Annotated in this window: 20 protein-coding genes and 1 pseudogene; 18 read left to right on the forward strand and 3 right to left on the reverse strand. The window is 37.6% G+C overall.

The genetic code is table 11. The features are described from left to right. Positions 1–82 precede the first annotated feature (82 nt). The 12 genes from IGJ95_RS02400 (at position 83) to IGJ95_RS02455 (ending at position 9,621) form a co-directional block, all read left to right on the forward strand. Entirely contained in the window at positions 83–751 is a 669-nt protein-coding gene (locus IGJ95_RS02400) for a response regulator transcription factor (RefSeq protein WP_010736374.1), read from the forward strand. Then, on the forward strand, positions 751–1,815 hold the full coding sequence (locus tag IGJ95_RS02405; protein WP_010736373.1) for a HAMP domain-containing sensor histidine kinase: 1,065 nt from the start codon (positions 751–753) through the stop codon (positions 1,813–1,815). The genes IGJ95_RS02400 and IGJ95_RS02405 overlap by 1 nt, the downstream gene beginning before the upstream one ends. Before the next feature lie 200 nt (positions 1,816–2,015). Continuing rightward, the gene (locus tag IGJ95_RS02410; protein ID WP_062805720.1) at positions 2,016–2,342 is read left to right on the forward strand and encodes a hypothetical protein; all 327 of its coding nucleotides are present in this window, start codon (positions 2,016–2,018) and stop codon (positions 2,340–2,342) included. A 360-nt stretch (positions 2,343–2,702) separates the two neighbouring features. Next, positions 2,703–3,020, forward strand: coding sequence for a PadR family transcriptional regulator (locus tag IGJ95_RS02415; protein ID WP_010736371.1), 318 nt, complete (start codon positions 2,703–2,705; stop codon positions 3,018–3,020). Then, a complete protein-coding gene (locus tag IGJ95_RS02420) occupies positions 3,013–3,627 on the forward strand; it encodes a DUF1700 domain-containing protein (RefSeq protein ID WP_010736370.1) in 615 nt (204 codons plus the stop codon). The genes IGJ95_RS02415 and IGJ95_RS02420 overlap by 8 nt, the downstream gene beginning before the upstream one ends. A gap of 3 nt (positions 3,628–3,630) precedes the next feature. Further along, positions 3,631–4,494 (forward strand): DUF4097 family beta strand repeat-containing protein, encoded by an 864-nt coding sequence (locus IGJ95_RS02425; protein WP_023519070.1) that lies wholly within the window; start codon positions 3,631–3,633, stop codon positions 4,492–4,494. A gap of 195 nt (positions 4,495–4,689) precedes the next feature. After that, positions 4,690–5,181, forward strand: a complete 492-nt coding sequence (locus IGJ95_RS02430) for a DUF5348 domain-containing protein (protein ID WP_010736368.1) — start codon at positions 4,690–4,692, stop codon at positions 5,179–5,181. A gap of 25 nt (positions 5,182–5,206) precedes the next feature. After that, positions 5,207–6,076 carry an SPFH domain-containing protein gene (locus tag IGJ95_RS02435; protein WP_023519071.1) on the forward strand — a complete coding sequence of 290 codons (870 nt, stop codon included), beginning with the start codon at positions 5,207–5,209 and terminating at the stop codon, positions 6,074–6,076. Between the two features lie 213 nt (positions 6,077–6,289). Continuing rightward, on the forward strand, positions 6,290–6,667 hold the full coding sequence (locus tag IGJ95_RS02440) for a YxeA family protein (protein ID WP_019722992.1): 378 nt from the start codon (positions 6,290–6,292) through the stop codon (positions 6,665–6,667). Beyond that, positions 6,660–7,412, forward strand: coding sequence for an ABC transporter ATP-binding protein (locus IGJ95_RS02445; RefSeq protein WP_023519072.1), 753 nt, complete (start codon positions 6,660–6,662; stop codon positions 7,410–7,412). The genes IGJ95_RS02440 and IGJ95_RS02445 overlap by 8 nt, the downstream gene beginning before the upstream one ends. Positions 7,413–7,426: 14 nt before the next feature. After that, positions 7,427–9,241, forward strand: a complete 1,815-nt coding sequence (locus IGJ95_RS02450) for an FtsX-like permease family protein (RefSeq protein WP_071866601.1) — start codon at positions 7,427–7,429, stop codon at positions 9,239–9,241. 209 nt (positions 9,242–9,450) lie between these two features. Next, the gene (locus tag IGJ95_RS02455) at positions 9,451–9,621 is read left to right on the forward strand and encodes a DUF2087 domain-containing protein (protein WP_228760894.1); all 171 of its coding nucleotides are present in this window, start codon (positions 9,451–9,453) and stop codon (positions 9,619–9,621) included. Between the two features lie 71 nt (positions 9,622–9,692). Here IGJ95_RS02455 and IGJ95_RS02460 read toward each other — a convergent pair whose 3' ends face one another. Together IGJ95_RS02460 and IGJ95_RS02465 are read right to left on the reverse strand one after the other, a co-directional pair. After that, on the reverse strand, positions 9,693–10,199 hold the full coding sequence (locus IGJ95_RS02460; RefSeq protein ID WP_023519074.1) for a MurR/RpiR family transcriptional regulator: 507 nt from the start codon (positions 10,197–10,199) through the stop codon (positions 9,693–9,695). A gap of 48 nt (positions 10,200–10,247) precedes the next feature. Then, positions 10,248–10,460, reverse strand: a pseudogene (locus tag IGJ95_RS02465) (MurR/RpiR family transcriptional regulator); the annotation flags it as partial. Between the two features lie 657 nt (positions 10,461–11,117). On the opposite strand from IGJ95_RS02465, the gene IGJ95_RS02470 reads away from it, so the two are divergent. The 6 genes from IGJ95_RS02470 to IGJ95_RS02495 all read left to right on the forward strand — a co-directional run bounded on the left by IGJ95_RS02470 (position 11,118) and on the right by IGJ95_RS02495 (position 15,902). Next, positions 11,118–12,707: an alpha-glucoside-specific PTS transporter subunit IIBC gene (locus IGJ95_RS02470; protein WP_023519076.1), complete on the forward strand. Its 1,590-nt coding sequence runs from the start codon at positions 11,118–11,120 to the stop codon at positions 12,705–12,707. Between the two features lie 13 nt (positions 12,708–12,720). Beyond that, a complete protein-coding gene (locus IGJ95_RS02475) occupies positions 12,721–14,052 on the forward strand; it encodes a 6-phospho-alpha-glucosidase (RefSeq protein ID WP_153829903.1) in 1,332 nt (443 codons plus the stop codon). 68 nt (positions 14,053–14,120) lie between these two features. Then, complete coding sequence (locus tag IGJ95_RS02480) at positions 14,121–14,972, forward strand: MFS transporter (protein WP_438761402.1); 852 nt, start codon at positions 14,121–14,123, stop codon at positions 14,970–14,972. Positions 14,973–14,975: 3 nt separating this feature from the next. Beyond that, positions 14,976–15,287, forward strand: a complete 312-nt coding sequence (locus IGJ95_RS02485; protein ID WP_438761404.1) for a hypothetical protein — start codon at positions 14,976–14,978, stop codon at positions 15,285–15,287. A gap of 79 nt (positions 15,288–15,366) precedes the next feature. After that, positions 15,367–15,642: an AbrB/MazE/SpoVT family DNA-binding domain-containing protein gene (locus IGJ95_RS02490; protein WP_153829901.1), complete on the forward strand. Its 276-nt coding sequence runs from the start codon at positions 15,367–15,369 to the stop codon at positions 15,640–15,642. Next, positions 15,636–15,902: a type II toxin-antitoxin system PemK/MazF family toxin gene (locus IGJ95_RS02495; protein WP_224434499.1), complete on the forward strand. Its 267-nt coding sequence runs from the start codon at positions 15,636–15,638 to the stop codon at positions 15,900–15,902. Before IGJ95_RS02490 ends, IGJ95_RS02495 begins: the two co-directional genes overlap by 7 nt. A gap of 206 nt (positions 15,903–16,108) precedes the next feature. Here the strand turns inward: IGJ95_RS02495 and IGJ95_RS02500 are convergent, their stop codons facing one another. Then, positions 16,109–18,244, reverse strand: coding sequence for a glucosaminidase domain-containing protein (locus IGJ95_RS02500; RefSeq protein WP_010736357.1), 2,136 nt, complete (start codon positions 18,242–18,244; stop codon positions 16,109–16,111). Positions 18,245–18,600: the final 356 nt, after the last annotated feature.

Genomic DNA, 18,600 nt, shown 5'->3' on the forward strand with positions numbered 1-18,600 from the left:
AGTATAATGAATGAATGTTAACTGAATATGAACAATCAGAAAAAAAACTGAAATTTTTCAAATAATTACATGAGGAGAAATGATGAATCGAATATTACTAGTAGAAGATGATGAGCGTTTGCAACAACTTTATCAATCCGTTTTAGAACGCGCTGGTTTTTTGGTTTTCGCAGTCGCAAATGGGACCGAAGCTTTGAAGCAATTAGAGAGTACTCAAGTGGATGTGATCATCACAGATATTATGATGCCTGTGATGGATGGGTATGAACTGTTGGAAACTTTACGAAGCAGTCGCGTAGAAACACCTGTGTTGATCATCACAGCGAAAGCAGATTTTGAAGATAAAAAGAAGGGGTTTCAACTGGGAACGGATGACTATATGACGAAACCAGTAGATGTCAATGAAATGGTGTTGCGGGTAGAGGCCTTGTTACGGCGAGCGAAAATCAATCATAGCCATCAATTGAACATTGGACAAACTAGCTTGAACCAAGAAACATATGAAGTGATCAAGCAGGATCAAGCCATCTTACTTCCACAAAAAGAATTTCAATTATTGTACAAACTACTTTCTTATCCAAATAAGATTTTTACACGACAACAATTAATGGATGATATATGGGGGTTGGATACCAATACGGAAGAACGGACGATTGATGTGCATATCAAACGATTACGCACGCGTTTTATTGAAAATGATGATTTTCAGATCATAACAGTTCGTGGCTTAGGCTATAAGGCGGTGATTTGATGCGTAAAAAAATCTTTTCACAATTATGGATTTATTTTGCTTGCATTGTGTTTATTTCCATTTTAGTTACTTTGTTGTGTTTCTTAGGTTTTATTTTCTTGCTGTCACACAAAACAGTCCCTGCTTCAGAGCAACAAGCGACATGGTTTCCTTTAGTCGTTTTTGCAGGATTTAGTATGATGGTGGGCACAGGGATCTCGATCTTTGTCGGTCGGCGGATCTTGCTGCCGATCAGTGATTTACGAACCAATATGAGCAAAGTAGCAACTGGCGATTTTTCGATTCGGATGGATGAGCAACAAAAAGTCGAAGAGGTGCAGCAACTATATAAAGATTTCAACGTGATGGTCCAAGAATTGAGTAGTATCGAAACGTTACGAAATGACTTTGTTTCCAATGTTTCTCATGAATTTAAGACGCCTCTTGCCACGATCCAAGGATACGTCCAGTTATTGCAGGCGCCTAACATTTCAGAAGAAGAAAAGCAGGTTTTCTTGCAACGGATCATTGAGAGCATCACTCAGCTTTCGCAATTGACAGAGAACACACTGAAATTGAATAAATTAGAAAATCAGCGAATCAAATTAGAAAAGCGCCCTTTTCGTTTAGATGAACAGATTCGTGAAGTGATTGTTTTTTTACAACCTAAATGGGAGCAAGAACACCTTCAACTGGAGATCGATCTGGAAAGTGTCAACTTTGTCGGTAATGAAGAATTTCTATATCAAGTCTGGCTGAATCTCATGGACAATGCCATCAAGTACAATCAACCACAAGGGAAAATCAAGATTCGCCTAACACAAAATGCCACTCAAGTAATCGTTGAAGTGACAGATTCTGGCGTGGGAATGGATCAAGAAACACAAGCACGACTCTTTGAGAAATTTTATCAAGGGGAATCCAGCCGTCAATTTTCTGGGAACGGGCTGGGCTTATCACTAGTCAAAAAAATCGTTGAGTTGCATCATGGAAAAATCAGTTATAACAGTATCTCAAAAGTAGGTACGACTGTCATCATTCAATTAGACAAAGAAAACACGTCGCTAACTTATCCGGTGGAATAAGATCCAGGGAAATGAACAGTTAATGATCTATAGGAGCAATAAACCAACAAAAACAAAGAAAAAAACGCCACTTCTGATTTAATCGTTCTAAGGTGTATTTTTCAAGTAATATAAAGATGGAAAAGTGTACGAAGTCATGTCGTACATAAGAGAGTATTCGTATATTTTTCTAATAACCGTTATTGGAGGAATGATAGAAAATGAAAAAACAAGTAGTTTTATTGCTCGGACTTTTGACGTTAAGTGTTGGACTGAGCGGAGCCAATCCCATAGCCATTGCAGAGGAAACAACTCATTCTCATGGTACTCCCACAGTATTATTGAAACAGGATTCGGTCTTAAGTACACTTGTGGCAAGTTCAAGTGCAGAGGATGAAAAACAAACCGATCGTGGTATCGGTTATTATTGGAAATGCCATACATGCGGGTATAATAGTGAGTGGCATCTATTTGCTAGTACAGCTGTTTCTGCTGCCAATAAACATGCACAGCAATACAATCATGTCACCTCTGTTTATCCAAATTAGCAACTGACTATTTTAGAATGGAGTGGAACAAAAGATGAATGAAACGTGGTTGAGTAGGAATAAAAAAGAAGTGATCCGTTTCTCTCTTGCCGTTTTTCTAGGTTTTGTATTAAGTTTTATCGTGTTTACTTTGTTGTAGGTAAGAGGATAATAAGAAAGTATTCAAAAGGAACAAAGACCAGAAATCATTACGGTCTTTGTTCCTTTTTTGTAAGCAGAATTTTTATGATATTTAGCGTTGTTTTCGCGAATATTGAAGTAATTAGTGGGTATGATTGTGAATTTTACTTGCAAACAATATTATACGTGATATAATATTGGTAAATATAAAATATTGCAAACTATAAAGAAGGTGAAGTAATGCATATCCAAGTCCCAACAGTTTTACTCGATGGTACGGTTTTAGCAGCTTTAAGCAGAGAAGACATGTACGGTTACGCATTAACGAAGATCGTCCAAGAAAGTTTATCTGTCAGTGAATCAACGATGTATCCTGTTTTACGCAGATTAAAAAAAGAAGAATACTTAGAAACATACGACGAACCATTCGAAGGTAGAAATCGCCGATATTACCGCTTAACTCCGAAAGGACGTCAACATTTAGAAGAAATCATTGATAAATGGATCGTGTTTCGAGATTCCTTAAACCGATTACTGGAGGAGAATACGAATGAATGAATATTTAGATGATGTGTTGGACGAACTTCAAGAAATACCTGAAGATGATCGCTTTGATATTATTCAGTATTATGAAGAATACTTCTTGGATTCTGGCAAAACAGTAGAAGAAGTCGTGGATGAATATGGCTCACCAAAGCAATTTGCCCTGAAACTGAAAATCAATTATTACTCGGAACAAGACGACGATGAATCAGAATACAGCCAAAGTCCTAAACGGAAAATCCGTTTGATTTGGATGATCGTCATTGGGTTGTGTGCATCACCTTTATTGATTCCTTTAGCATTAGCGTTTATTCTAGCGATTTTTGGTATTCTGCTTGGCTTAATTGGCGTGATCATTGGAATCTATGTCGTATGTATCAGTATTTTAGGAGCAGGTTTATTTTCGATCATTTCAGGTGTTGCTGTCTTGCAACAATCGATTGCTAGTGGGCTGTTCTTTGTAGGACTAGGGTTACTTGCCACAGGAGGTGCTGTCTTCTTTGCACCATTACTGTTAAAAGGAACTAAATGGTTATTCCAAATGATGATGAACTTTGTCAAGTGGGTAGGACGCCGGTTTATTACGAAACGAGCGATCCATACGACGAATAGTGGGGTGTAAAAAATGAAATTAAAATATATCTTGGGGATAGGTTTAGGACTGATGATCATCGGTGGCTTGACGGCAGGATTAAGTTATGCCTCTGGTGCCCAAACGAGTCTGACTTGGGAAGGTGGTCCAAGAATAATAGAAATGACTCGTGAAACAAAAGATTTTTCGTCTGAAAAAATTGAAAAAATCGTTGTACGAGCAGATCACCAAAATATCATGATCCAACGAGGCGTGAACTTTGAGGTTGAAACGTCTCATGACAAAACGCAAAAACCAAAAATCAATCTGGAAGATCACACATTGGATATTTCAGCTGATGGTCAAACACCGGCAGTGATGATCAATATGACAGACACACGTTCGATGTTGAAGATCACGATCCCTAAAACCATTTTCTTAAAAGAATTAGTGATTGAAGGGAAAAACAATGAATTGTTTTTAGATGAATTCAGTAGTAAGAAAATCAACTTGAATTTAGCAAATACTTGGACGTCGATCAATGAAGTAAGTGGGGAACTTCTTACTGTTGAAAATCAAATGGGCTCACTAGATTTACAGGAGTTTTCGATAGATAAAGTCAAATTAGCTACAAGTGATGGCAGTATCATTTTTAACGATAACGAAAAATCAATCAAAGGCGAAGTCACACTTCATAATAGTAGTATTGATTTTTATAACAACCAAGAGCAAGGATTAGCTGTGACATTAGAAGGGGATTCTTATATCAACAAAAATTATGAATCTTTGACAACCAAGACGTACAATCAAGGAAACAAAGATCTCAAAGTAACTGCTCATAATAGTCAAGTGAACTTGACGAATGAAGATTATGACGAGCCTCCGATGGATGATGAAGATTACGGCGAGTATGATTAATCGTTGAACAGTCAAGACTGTCTTTTTCTAAATAACGAATAAATAGTTGAAGAAGCGTATAATTCTTTATGGAATAAGGAATTATACGCTTTTTTATTTATTTTACATGAAATATCATCGCCTATCATTCAATAATATAGTAGAATAAGGAAAGGGAAAAACGTACATATATGGGGAAAATAGGGTGAATATTGAATGAAAACAGAGGAAATCAAGCGGGAAGAATTGAAAAGTGAATTAGGGAAATTGCATCATTTTTTAACAGAACTGAGTACCAAGTATTATGATACAGACAAAGAAAGGGTAACGATCCAATATCCAAATAATTCCGAAGGTCGACAACTTGAACAAGTGTACAACGAAATGTTCAAACATCTACTGAAAGTGAAAAAAGAATTAGATTATTATTCACTGCCAATCATCGATACGGGTATTTTAAAATACGATCAAACAAGTGAGCGATTTGTCTTCAAGTCGGTTCGTGAGAATCTTGAATTATCCGCCGGTATGGACCTAGAGATCTTAGTAGAAGACTATTTTACTGAAACAAAACAGTGGGTCCGTACACGATTAGAATATTTGCCAGAAGCATCAGGTGGCGTACACGAAAACGGTTGGTATATCACGGAAGACAAAGAATTGGAACTAGAAGGAGCCATGGCAAGGATTCGTAAAAAAACAGAATAGAACCAAGAAAATTAGGAGTGAGTAAATGAAAGAAAAAAAGGCTTTCACTATCAATGGCTATATAGGGCTATTTATTATTCTTCTAATGTTTGTCGTAGGAATCTTATTATTTTTCATAGGGGTTGCTCGATTTTTAGTTGGATTTTCAATTGTTGGGATTTTCTTGTGGTTGCTCGTTTTCTTAGCAATCAGCGGACTGACAGTAGTCAGCCCCAACCAAGCAAAGGCAATCGTCTTTTTTGGGCAATACATCGGAACGATTCGTGAGAGCGGTTTTTTCTTAACGATTCCTTTTGCACAAAAAATCAACTTGTCGTTAAAAGTTCGAAACTTCAATAGTTCGCTGTTGAAGGTCAATGACTTAGATGGAAATCCAATCGAGATTTCCGCTGTCGTCGTTTTTAAAGTAGTAGATACAGCTAAGGCGCTTTTTGATGTAGCAAACTATCATCAATTTGTTGAAATCCAAAGTGAAACCGCCATTCGTCATATCGCCAGTCAATATCCATATGATACATTCAACGAGGATGATCTTACTTTACGTGGAAATACCACTGCGATTTCAGATGAATTGGCAAAGGAATTACAAGAACGTTTATCGGTGGCGGGGGTCGAAGTTTTAGAGACGAGATTGAATCACTTGGCTTATGCAACAGAAATTGCCAGCGCGATGTTACAACGGCAACAAGCCAAAGCCATTTTATCTGCCCGTCAAACCATTGTTGAAGGCGCAGTGACGATGACACAAATGGCTCTGGAACAAATCGAAGCAGGTCAGGATATCACCTTTACCGATGATCGAAAGATCCAGTTGATCAACAATCTACTTGTATCGATCATTACTGATAAAGGCACACAACCAGTGATCAATACAGGTAATAACAAAGAAAAATAGCTGAATGAGGAAAGCATTCGTCAGTGGAATGCTTTCTCCAACGAATATCGGTTTGAATCAATAAAAAGGAATTTGGAGTGGCTTACACCTCCAGATTCTTTTTTTTTATGGGACATATGACAATAATGAAAGAGTTTTGATAGTAAAAAGAAAGGAATTTTCACGGATACTTGACTATACTTAATTTATCAGAACAGGAAAGAAGGAGTCACAATGAAAAAATTATTGATTGGGTTGGGAGCATTTATCATCATCGCTTTTGGTGGCTACCGTTTAGCAGATCATTTGATCATGGGTGGTGAAAGCTACTATGTTCAAATCACAACGGATGGTGAGAAACAGGTGGATCACGCTGACGGTGGACAAGAAATCATCAGTTATCGTTATGAACTACCTGGGTTTAATAAAGAAGGTAAAGAAAAAACAATGGACTTCAATGGTTTTCAAGAACGACCATTAAGAAAAGATGCATTTTTGAAAGTGACTTGGAATAAAAATAAAGGCGTGACGTCTTATGAGGAAGTACAGGCAAAAGACATTCCATCAGCAGCACAAGAAAAATTAAGTAAAGGAACGGTCAATAATGGATAAAATCGTAGAAATCAAGAACGTAACAAAAGTTTACGGAAAAAGTAATGAGAAACAGACACAAGCATTGAACGGTATCAGTTTTAGTGTGGAAAAAGGCGAATTCATTGGTATCATGGGGGCTTCTGGATCAGGTAAATCAACCTTATTGAATATCTTATCAACATTAGATAAACCAACAAGTGGCACGATCCATATCAACCAAGCAGATGTCACGAAGTTGAAAGGAAATCAGTTAGCCGATTTTCGAGCAAAAGAAATCGGCTTTATCTTCCAAGATTTCAATCTTTTAGAGAACTTGACTGCACAAGAAAATATTGCAGTTCCGCTTTCTTTACAAGGCGTGAAACCAAAAGAAATCAAGAAAAAAGTCAATGCGGTGGCTGAACGCTTATCAATCAGTCACATATTAGACAGCTACCCCGCAAAAATCTCAGGTGGACAAAAACAACGGGTAGCAGCAGCCCGGGCACTAGTTACGCAACCAACGATTCTATTAGGGGATGAACCAACTGGTGCGTTGGATTCAAAAAGTGCGAAAGACCTATTAGATACGATGGAAGAATTGAATACAAATGATAAGGTTTCGATTCTGTTGGTGACACATGATGCTTTTTCAGCAAGTTACTGTCAACGAATCTTATTTATTAAAGATGGCGTGATCCATCAGGAAGTTAAACGCGGAGAACAAAGTCGTTCAGACTTTTATCGTCAAATATTAACGATTCTAGGTAATCTAGAACAGTAAGGGGGAAACTGAACATGCTTTGGAAATTATCACTTACTGGGATCAAGAGTCGGTTAAGAGACTATATTGTTCTATTTTCCGGTTTAGTCATGGCTTCAGCCATCTTTTATATGTTCGAGTCAATGGCCAGCAACACCGATTTTTTGAACAATAATTCCACTTTAGCGATGACAGTCTTTATCTTTCGCTTTGGGTCGGTATTATTGGGGATCATCACATTTGTTTACATTCTTTATGCCAACTCATTTTTGATGACGATGCGACAAAAAGATTATGCGATGTTTATGATGCTAGGAGCAAAAGGCCGGAAAATTGCCCAAATGATTTTCTCTGAGACCTTGATAGTAGGAACAGTCGCTACTTTGGTTGGTTCAGCGCTAGGTATTGGTTTAACAAGCGTCGTCCATCGACTATTAGTTGCCCAGTTAAATATTAAAATTACTCATTTTACACCGTTCAATATGAATGGATTATTGATTACTTTGCTGTTTTTCATCGTACTATTCTTATTAGCAGCGTTTGTCAATGCATTCTCGATTGTCAAAAAACCAATTTTGACTTTACTACGTGCGGATCAAACACCTGCGCAGATGAAACAACATAAATTCTTGTTTTTCCTTGAAGTAGTTTTAGGAATCATTTTTATCGGTGTCGGTTATTATATGATGGCAAATATCGGAACCTATCAGTTGATGGGAATCGCCGTCGCGTTAGTTACAATCGTTTTAGGAACGTATTTTATTTTCCATTCGGTCATCATTTTCTTCCTTAAACTATTGAAGAAAACAGAAAATCTTTCGATGAAAAAACTGAACAACTTTACGTTATCACAGTTAAGCTTCCGTATTCGTGAATACACACAAATGCTTTCAATGGTTGCGATGTTACTCGCATTAGCTTTAGGTGCATTAACAGTCGGTCTAGGCTTTAAAAACCAGATCACTCAGTTGACGAATGAAGTATCGAATTATGATCTAGTATTGAATCAATCAGAATTGATCGATCAATCTAAAGTGGCGAAACTTTCACCAACGATCAACGCGGTCTATCAACAAAAAGAAGACGAAAAAACAGTGTACTATAACTATAGTGAGTTTGAACAAGATCCATTTTTGATCATGGAAAATCAAACACCTAACACTGGGGAAAGAAACGTCAAAACGAAAAAAGTAACCGCAGAAGAATTAGCGACAAACTTAAACTATCAAGATGAGTTGCGCTATTACGAATTGCCAGAACAACGAGAAAAAGAAATCAAATTACTGCCAGCAGAAGAATTTGCTCAATTAAATCTTCCACAAACCAGTATGCAACTGATCCAAGCAAAAGATTTCCATGAGAGTATTGAACAAATTGGTGATCTGGTAGCAGAAAACAATAAAAATAATGAATCATTAAAAGATGGAATGTTTAGTTTCACGCAAAAATATGATGCGTACCAAATGATCAATGGTATGTTCTCAGGCTTTGAATTCATGGGCTTCTTTTTAGGGATCGCCTTCTTGACAATGTTAGCAAGTTGCTTGATGTTCAAGATCCTCTCAGGTAGCAAGAGTGATGTCGTTCGTTACGAGATGCTCGGTAAGATCGGTGCTCGTCAAGCATTGTTAAAACAATCGATTCGTCGAGAAATCGGTATTCTCTTCTTAGCACCAGGGATTCTAGGAGCCATCCATGTATTATTTGGACTTCAAATGTTTACTGTTTTGATGGATGATCCATATCACAACTTATGGATACCATTTACAATATTCTTTGTTCTCTACTTTATCTACTATGTTGTAACTACTTGGCTGTACACAGGCATCGTTTTGAACAAAAAAGAATAAGTTGAGCTTGATAAAGAGCGAGAAGATGGTTTGTAGAAAAAACTCCTTCTCGCTTTTTCTGTTGCCTTCGATAAAATTTGCTTGAAGCATGATCAAATAGAGAAAAGATTACTGGATACGATGGAAGGATATCGGTTATGAGTGAACTGGCTAGATTTTTCAAAGATGGGCAACTGCAATAAATCCCTAGAAAAGAAAAAAATAAACGTTTGATCTTTGATCATCTTTATTCAAAGTTTGAATTTGATAAGGATTACTTAGAGAGGGAAGTCAACGCTATTCTAAAAAGTATTTATCTGGATCATGCGATATTACGGCACTACCTCGGCGATTACCGTTACCTTGATCGAGTAAAGGACGGTTCGATCAAAAGGCAGTGAGAGAGACAGAACCCAATACATAAAAAGCGCATCTCTTTAAAAGCCAAATTGGCACGAAAGAGATGCGTTTTTTAGGAACTTTTATTTGTTTGTTTTTGCCAAGCATCATATTTCAACAAAAAATATTCGATCACGAAAAAAAGTGTTGAAGTTGTTTCAAAAGGTGTAAGGATATCTTCTTGATCTTGTAGTTCTGGATTCAAGAAGAAAATCGTTTCATCACAAAGTTTTGAGACAGTTGAGTTCCTAAGTTTTGTGATACCAATTGTCTGGATATTTCGTTGCTTCAGTTGCTTCGCTAATTTGACGACTTCAGGAGACTCACCATTTAGCGTGATCAACAGAACTAAGTCTTCTGGCTGAATGATTTGGTAAAACTGTTTGTTGATCGAAACGGCACCGAAGTCATAGAGTATCAATCCGTTGTGTACGAAAAGCAATTTCATATAACTTGAAACTAGCGTTTGTATATCACCTGATCCATAGATGAAAATCCGATTCGCATTAGCCATCATTGTACATAGATCAGTGAAATCTTTTTTCTTGAGGTTCTCAATTGTTTGGATATGATTTTCCAAGATTTCCTCCTCAAACTCGGATAGACGCACATTTTCCTGTGTAAGTTCATTTTTTAGATGATATTTGAATTCTGAGAAACCATCAAACCCTAATTTTTGGCAAAACCGCATGATTGTTGTGCGAGAAACGTTGCATTGTTTCGCCAGTTCGTTAATAGACATTGTTAAAGAATTTTTTTTGTGATTTGTGATATAGGACCAGATAAGAAAATCATTTTCAGTCAACCTTGACTGAAACGTCGTAATTCGGTCTTGTAACATCTGTTTTCATCATTGCCAAAAATCTATAAATCGTTAGAACTCATCATTAAAGTTTTCAGAACCATGTTTCTACTACGCTTGTTTGGTCATCTGTGAATATGGATCTGACGAATAGTGGTTATTTTTTTGATGGATCGATTGAATGTTCGATTCTAATTTATAGATATTACAGGTTTTGACAAATCAGTTTCCCCCTTTTTCATTTGATATTTTTGAGAGAGTTCACGCTGTAATCGACGGAAACGTTTCTCAATCTTGTTAGTTTTATTGCTATTTTCATAGACCTTGCAAGGTGATACAACTGCTAAATCTTTGTTACCTAACTCAATAACCAATTCTTTATCAGTCAATTTTTGGTTGGTAGACTGCCTTCACTCACCCTTTGGTTTACTTGGAGGATTTTCCAATTGCGTGTGTCCTTCTTGTTCTCACCTCACTATTAAGATACGCCTTCATGTACCGTTTATTTGATTAACTACTACCGGACCTCTGGTTTTATTCTCGAAGATAGGATGTGACGATTCACAAATTTTGTGACAAAAACCTTTTTCCTGTGAGGAATTTTTAAATCATCTTAAAGTGTTTCAGGAATCCATTTTAATAGTAAACTAAGAATCGGTAAAGCGCTTACTAAAAAATATGAAGGACTAAAAAACTATGATGAAAAAAATTCAAAGATTTGGTGGAGCAATGTTAGCACCTGTCATGCTATTTTCTTTTTTTGGTATCGTTATTGGTTTTTCTTTACTTCTTTCCAATCAAACGATCATGGGAGATATTGCTGCGCCTGATACACTCTGGTATAAGTTCTGGAATGTTGTAGCAGCCGGTGGCTGGACACCATTTTTTCAATTACCGCTTTTATTTGTGGTCGGATTACCAATCAGTTTAGCTAAAAAATATGCAGCTCGAGCAACGATGGAAGCATTAGTGACCTATATTGCTTTCAATTATTTCGTCAATGCAATTTTAACGTTATGGCCAAATACTTTCGCCGTGGATCTATCTCAAGGAACAGCCGTTGGTTCTGGGTTAACATCGATTGCTGGAATCATTACTTTAGATACGGGCATGATCGGAGCATTGTTGATCTCAGGTATTGTGGTTTATTTGCATAATCGCTTTTATGAAAAAGAATTACCAGAGATGTTGACGATTTTTAGTGGTTCTGTTTTCGTTACGATGATCGCTTTTTTTGTTATGATTCCTCTAGCACTTTTGATGTGTGTCGTATGGCCTATCATCCAAGAAGGAATGAGAAGCATGCAAGGATTTTTTATCAATTCAGGAAATTTTGGTGTATTCATCTATCAATTTTTACAGAAAATCCTTATTCCAACTGGCTTACATCATTTTGTGTACGCCCCATTTGCTTATGATAGTGCGGTAGTTGAAGGGGGGATGGCTGCTTATTGGGCATCAAATATCGGCGAATTCCAAACAAGTGCACTTTCGCTTAAAGAACTTTATCCTTTTGGGGGTTTTTCTTTATCGGGTATGTCAAAAGTATTTGGAACAGCCGGCTTAAGCTTAGCCATTATTCAAGCCGCTCATCCAGAGAAAAAGAAGAAAGTTATTGCATTGATCGCCCCAGCTGCATTAACTGCGATTTTGACGGGAATCACTGAACCTATTGAGTTTACGTTCTTATTTGTTGCTCCAGCTTTATGGGGTGTCCATGCGCTATTAGATGCGTCCATTGCTACGGTTTCTTACGCTTTCGGCGTCGTTGGTGATTTTGGTGGTGGATTGATCAATTGGTTAGGATTAAATTGGTTGCCTCTTTGGAATTTTCATGGTTCGACCTACCTCACCCAAATCATGATCGGACTTACATTTACTGCGATCTGGTTCTTAGTATTTACCTTCATGATCAAAAAATTCAATTTAAAAACTCCAGGACGTGAAGAGGATGTATCAGAGATACAACTTTATTCAAAAGCTGATTACGAAAACAAAAAGAAGACACAACAAGATGAACAAGAGAAAAACCTACCTAAACATGCTAGACAAGCACAAGCCTATCTAGTGTTAGTAGGTGGAAAAGAGAATGTACTGGATGTGACGAATTGTGCCACACGGTTACGACTTACCGTGAAAGATACAAGTAAAGTAGCCAGTCCTATTGATTTTCAGGAAGCTGGGGCTTCAGGACTTGTCAATCCTGGAAATGGTGGTATCCAAATCATTGTTGGGTTAACTGTTCCAAGAGTGAGAGAATCATTTGAAGAATTGATCGTAAAATAAGAGGAGGATAATTATGAATAAGAAAAAAAGTTCAATCTTGATCGCCGGTGGAGGGAGCACATATACACCTTCATTAGTGATGATGTTAATAGAAGACCGAGAACGATTTCCAGTCAGAAAAATTAAATTTTATGATAATGATGAACAAAGACAAGCAGTTATAGCAAAAGCATGCGCGATCATCCTCGCAGAACGAGCGCCAGAAATCGAATTTGATTATTCAACAGATCCTAAAGAGGCTTTTACAGATGTTGATATCGTCATGGCACAACTAAGAGTTGGAAAATATGCCATGAGGGAACAAGATGAAAAAATTCCATTTAAGCATAATGTTGTAGGTCAAGAAACATGCGGACCAGGGGGACTTGCTTATGGGTTGCGCTCGATCGGGCCAGTCTTAGAACTAGTCGACTATATGGAAATGTATTCACCGGATGCTTGGTTATTGAATTATTCTAATCCAGCAGCAGTGGTCGCAGAAGCAACAAGAAGGTTTCGTCCCAATTCAAAAATCATCAATATTTGTGACATGCCCGTTTGTTTAGAAGATATCATGGCTCGAGTGATTGGGCTACGGGATCGAAAAGATTTTGAAACGTCTTATTTTGGCTTGAATCACTTTGGTTGGTGGACAAGTATCAAAGACCATGACGGTAATGACTTGCTGCCGAAAATAAGCACCCATGTAAAAAAATATGGCTATACAGAACAAACACAACAAGGCCAACACAAAGAAACAAGCTGGTTGGAAACCATGTTAGCAGCCAAAGAGTTACATGAAATTGAGCCGACCTTTTTATCCAATACGTATCTAAAATATTATTTGATGGCTGATGAAACGGTTGCTCATGCCGATAAACAGTATACAAGAGCGAATGAAATCATTGATGGACGGGAGAAAATCGTTTTTGAAGAATGCCAGCGGATTATTAATAACCAAACAGCTAAAGACACGCTTTTTGTCTCTAATGAGCATGCCTCATTTATTACAGATCTAGCTTGCGCGTTGACATTCAATACAAAAGAGCGCATGATTCTGATCGTTGAGAATAATGGTGCCATCTCTAATTTCAATCACGATGCGATGGTCGAATTGCCTTGTATCGTAGGGAAAGACGGTTATGAAGTACTATCGATTGGTGAGATCCCTACTTTCCAAAAAGGTTTAATGGAACAGCAAATTGCATCTGAGAAGTTAGCAGTCGATGCTTGGGGACAAAAATCATATCAAAAATTATGGCAAGCCTTCATCATGAACAAAACGATACCTAGTGCAAAAGTAGCGAAGGAGATCCTTGATGAAATGATTGAAGTCAATGCTCCTTATTGGCCGGAGCTTCACTAGGTATCACTTATAAAAATGAAAGGGGTCGGCTGGAGGAGATTCTTCAGCCGATCATTTTGAAAGTAGATATGGCAGTAAAGAATAAATTTCAACTCGTCTATTTTTTTCAGTATGCGTTGATGGCTACTTTGATGACACAGATCGTGCCGTTTTTGACCGAACAAGGCTATGATGCGGTCCAGAGAGGCTGGTTTTTGGCTTCTTACAGTGTGACCACGATGATCTTCCAAATCTTTATTGGCTATTATTCTGACCGAAGCAAGCAGATAAAAAAAGTTGCCATGGTAGTTTCTGTACTATTCGTATGCTTTGCAATCACTTTTTATATGTTAGGAAAAGATATCTTGCTAATGCATCTGATCGTACTGGCTATTGCAGGAGGGCTATCCAATACAGGAGCAACCGTCCTAGATAATTGGGTGTTATCAGAGTCAGAGATGCGAAACAACCTTGCGTCGATCAAAGCAATAGGTTCTTTAGGTTGGAGTGTGATGAGTGTATGTATTCCGGTATTCATTTTTAATAATAATTATCAGTGGCTGCTCGTTCCTTTTCTCTTTTTTCTAATCAGTTATTTGTACATCGCAAAAACAGTGCCTCAAACACCTCACGATACAAAGGAACCTAAAGAACAAAAAAACGAGGGATTTAATCTTTCGGATATGTATCAGCTGTGCAAGAATGGGGAGTTTTTATGTTATACGTTCCTATTTTTTCTTTTATATTTAACGATCGTCGCCAATAATACGATCGTGATTGACAAGTTACTCTTAATGGATAGTGGAAATACGTTCGTGGGATTAAAGTGGGCGATTCAAGCTTTCTGTGAAATCCCGGCGTATCTTTTATTGAATCATTCGGTGACAAAATGGAAAAATGAGCGATTGATTTTTATTTCTGGTTTCTTTTTGGTCCTGTAATTTTTGATTTATGCAACTTCACGAACGCCGTTAGTATTGCTTGCTGCCAGTTTCTTGCAGTTTTTTACTGTTCCAGCTTTTACTATCGGTAGTCGAATGATTATCAGTGAGATTACCCCTAAAAATATCTTTTCTTCAGGGCAACTTCTATCTATAAGTGTTTATATGGGGCTTTCTTCCTTCATTTCTCCATTACTTGGCGGTGTCCTGGCGCAACAGTTATCATTGAACCAAGCACTTTATTTTTTTAGTCTGCTGCCAATCTTCGCTTTTATTTGTTATTACTGTTACAGGAAGTATCAAAGAAATAAATGAAAAATCTGAACAGATGTGTACAAAAAAAGTGGGGGATGCCATACTTTTTTTGTATATCAAATAAAGGAGAGGAATACTTATGGATAAAAAAGTGCAAGTCTCAGCTAAAATGACATCTAAAAATCAAATCACTGTCCCTAAGAGTGTGCGTCAAACATTAGGCTTGAAAGAGAATCAGAAAGTTATTTTTGAATTCACGCCTGAAGATGAACTTAAAGGGACTAGTGAAAAAACAATTATGGCTTATGAAGACTTTTGGAACAATGAGTTGGTTGTGATGGAAGAACATGCGAGTGATGATACAGAAATCGTTGATTTTGGAGAGGCTGTAGGCGAGGAGAAAATCGAATGGTAAAACAAGGGGATATTATTTTTATAGATTTGGTTCCAACAAAAGAGAACGGACTAGCAAAAAAAAAACGACCGTGTGTCATCATTAGCAATGACAACTATAACAAGATTTTCAATGCCGTTTTAGTCATGCCAATCAGTAGTGCAACAAAATATTTACAGGAAAAATATCAACGCTCAGGTGCATTTCAAACAATTTTTGATACAGCGATGTATACAATCAAAGGAACGATATTATGTCAAGATATCCGAAGCATCGATTGATCTTAACGCAGTAATCTTCAAATGGCTGATCAAATTGATCCTCAAAAGAAAGAAAGGTTATCAGAGATTGCCAAATATTTTTTCTAACCAATAATGTAACTTTCCAGCGCCCATTTAGGTGGAGTAAGATACATAAAAAGAACCAGAACTCAGAAGTATTCCATCAACTTCTGAGTTTTGGTTCTTTGATAGAGTGTCCATTTTTGCTATCTCAAGAATTGTTTCATCCGAAAGACACGATCAAGGTTCAAGCGACTAGCAAGTGGCTGATCGGTTTCTCTGACCGTTACAGAAAGTTTCTGTGGGATCTCTCTCACTGAAAAATGATGCCATAGGTCCCAGAAAGAAGCAAATCTTAATTCTGAAAGATATAGAAGTGAAGGGTTTCTTTGATTGAATAACGAAATGGTCATTCTAGATGAAGTAGACGAAGAATTTCGCCAACGAGTAGGAACGACAAAGGAATCCATTCGCTCATTTGTTTCAGAATCCTGTTTTTCTTGTTCTTTTGGTTCGTCGTATTGCGTCAAGTCATAGGCTTCAATGATGGCATTCAATTTCCTAGAATATTGTCGATCTGTCGCATAGCGCCCTTCTAAATACTTCGTTGCTTCTCGGTAATCTTTAGTCTCAGATTTCCACGTTGGTTTATAAAAATCAGCATTATGAGATAAGCCGTTTTTGATCAAATCTGCGTAGTCTTTTAAGCTTTCTTTGTAAGAGGGGTATTTACGAAATGCTGCACGGATTTGATAGTTTTGCCCAGCTGCCGTTTGTTCCAATGTGTTGAAGGAAATACTACTCCCTTTATAAGCGCCCTTGATCCCAAAAAGATTATAGTTCGGTGAACGAGAAAGCAAGCTGTTGCCAGAACCACTTTCTAGAATAGCTTGTGCCATCATAACAGAAGCATAAATATTTTCTTCTTGCCCAATTTCTCGAGCATCTTCAGCGATTTTTTCAACAAACTGATCTGTTGTTTGATTTTGTGCGAAATGGAATGAATCGTTGATCCCATCTAAAATCGGTGAACTAGCTAACGAATTTGTCGCTCGTGGTAAACCAGCTATATTGACACGTAAGGCAAAGTCGGGTCTGTAATCCTTGATGGAAGTGATCCGCACATGGTCACCCGGTTGAGGGGCATGGATGTAATTCCCATTACCAATATAAATACCTACATGATGGGTAGTACCCGAAGCAGGTCCCCAAAAAACTAGATCGCCTGGTTGAGCATTCTCGACAGGGATTTGTGTACCCGCATATTGTTGTTCCCCTGTCCAACCTCCAATCGAATGGCCAGTTACTTTTTTATAAATGTAATAAGTCAAACCAGAACAATCGAAAGTCGTAGGACCTTTGGCACCCCAAACATATGGTTTTCCCAGCTGGCGATATGCTTCTTTTACAAGTGCTTGTTGGGTGCTTGTTGTGTTGGCCGGTAAAATTGCTTCGATTGGTGTTTTTACAACAAAATCAGATGATTCTGAAGCTGGGTTTTCAATTCGATCGGGCGTCTGAGGCCGATTAGTGTTTGTTGTCTGGTTTGAAGATGAGCCATTATTGTTTGTTGATCCTGTAGAACCACTTGTATTCCCATTATTATTTGAAGAACTTGGTGGTCGTGAAGGATTTGTCGTATTTCCTGTAGTTGAATTTCCGTTGTTGTTGCCATTATTTCCCGAATTGCCAGTATTGCCATTATTACCACTATCCGGAATATCTGGAGTAACTGGCGTTGGCTCAGAAGAATCCGCCGTTTCTTCTTCTGGAGAGGTTGGTTCAGAAGGGGAAGTTGACGACTCAAATTTTGCGGAGATCGTTAAATCAGTCACGCCGACTGTAAAAATTTGTTTGGTATAGTCGATTTCTTGCGCACCTTCGATTTTGACAGAAACTAATTGTTCATTCGTTTCAGGTGTGATCATATATGTAACTTTGGTTCCTTCTTTTAAGTCTTTGACTTTGCCAGACTTAGAAATCTCTAGAAAATCTTCTTCTGTGTACTCTCTTGTTTTGATCTCAGATTTTTCTTTCTCTTCATCAACGATCTTCAATTTGATTTTTTCACGTAAATTCCGAGCAATCGATAGCGTCCGAGTGGCTGTTTCGGTCGATTCTTCCGTTGATTCCTCTGGATTATCGGAAGAATCTGTTGAAGAACTTGATAGCGTGGAATCATTAGTACTTGAATCGGTCGTAGCTGAAGGTGACTCCGCAACGATCGTGCTTTCGGATGTCTGTGTTCGCCTGATTGTAGCAAATGCAGGCTGTGTAGATAACAAAGTTGGAGCAATCAGCCAAGATGCTGCAAGTAGGCGTATTGCTGTTTTTTTCTTCATAACGAAATACTCCTTTTCTTTTTCCACAGTTGCACTAATAAAGTTGCATCTGTTCTGTCAGTTGCTTGATTTCGTGAATATATTCAATCATGATTCACGAATAAAAAACAAATAAACATTGGACAAAAGTATTAAGTAGCTATTCATTTCGTTTGAACATTCATTGTTTGATGTACCCTATTTCATTTGTGGGGGCACAAATTTTGGGGGAAATGAGTACACTTACTATAAGTTTACCAAAGATTTATCAATTCTTCAAAACATTTCGTTAAATAACGAACGTAAAAAAAGCCTTGGTTGCTGGCTTTTTATGGAAGAAATAAAAATATAAAATAACGCATTATTTAAAAAACCAA

Origin of the sequence: Enterococcus sp. AZ156 (assembly GCF_051714165.1) — a bacterium.
In the GTDB taxonomy this organism is placed as follows: domain Bacteria; phylum Bacillota; class Bacilli; order Lactobacillales; family Enterococcaceae; genus Enterococcus_B; species Enterococcus_B pernyi.

Excerpts from the sequence above, each read along its gene's own strand:
- IGJ95_RS02400 (WP_010736374.1), top strand. The coding sequence starts at position 83 with ATGAATCGAATATTACTAGTAGAAGATGATGAGCGTTTGCAACAACTT.
- IGJ95_RS02405 (WP_010736373.1), top strand. The coding sequence starts at position 751 with ATGCGTAAAAAAATCTTTTCACAATTATGGATTTATTTTGCTTGCATT.
- IGJ95_RS02410 (WP_062805720.1), top strand. The coding sequence starts at position 2,016 with ATGAAAAAACAAGTAGTTTTATTGCTCGGACTTTTGACGTTAAGTGTT.
- IGJ95_RS02415 (WP_010736371.1), top strand. The coding sequence starts at position 2,703 with ATGCATATCCAAGTCCCAACAGTTTTACTCGATGGTACGGTTTTAGCA.
- IGJ95_RS02420 (WP_010736370.1), top strand. The coding sequence starts at position 3,013 with ATGAATGAATATTTAGATGATGTGTTGGACGAACTTCAAGAAATACCT.
- IGJ95_RS02425 (WP_023519070.1), top strand. The coding sequence starts at position 3,631 with ATGAAATTAAAATATATCTTGGGGATAGGTTTAGGACTGATGATCATC.
- IGJ95_RS02430 (WP_010736368.1), top strand. The coding sequence starts at position 4,690 with ATGAAAACAGAGGAAATCAAGCGGGAAGAATTGAAAAGTGAATTAGGG.
- IGJ95_RS02435 (WP_023519071.1), top strand. The coding sequence starts at position 5,207 with ATGAAAGAAAAAAAGGCTTTCACTATCAATGGCTATATAGGGCTATTT.
- IGJ95_RS02440 (WP_019722992.1), top strand. The coding sequence starts at position 6,290 with ATGAAAAAATTATTGATTGGGTTGGGAGCATTTATCATCATCGCTTTT.
- IGJ95_RS02445 (WP_023519072.1), top strand. The coding sequence starts at position 6,660 with ATGGATAAAATCGTAGAAATCAAGAACGTAACAAAAGTTTACGGAAAA.
- IGJ95_RS02450 (WP_071866601.1), top strand. The coding sequence starts at position 7,427 with ATGCTTTGGAAATTATCACTTACTGGGATCAAGAGTCGGTTAAGAGAC.
- IGJ95_RS02470 (WP_023519076.1), top strand. The coding sequence starts at position 11,118 with ATGATGAAAAAAATTCAAAGATTTGGTGGAGCAATGTTAGCACCTGTC.
- IGJ95_RS02475 (WP_153829903.1), top strand. The coding sequence starts at position 12,721 with ATGAATAAGAAAAAAAGTTCAATCTTGATCGCCGGTGGAGGGAGCACA.
- IGJ95_RS02480 (WP_438761402.1), top strand. The coding sequence starts at position 14,121 with ATGGCAGTAAAGAATAAATTTCAACTCGTCTATTTTTTTCAGTATGCG.
- IGJ95_RS02490 (WP_153829901.1), top strand. The coding sequence starts at position 15,367 with ATGGATAAAAAAGTGCAAGTCTCAGCTAAAATGACATCTAAAAATCAA.
- IGJ95_RS02495 (WP_224434499.1), top strand. The coding sequence starts at position 15,636 with ATGGTAAAACAAGGGGATATTATTTTTATAGATTTGGTTCCAACAAAA.
- IGJ95_RS02500 (WP_010736357.1), bottom strand. The coding sequence starts at position 18,244 with ATGAAGAAAAAAACAGCAATACGCCTACTTGCAGCATCTTGGCTGATT.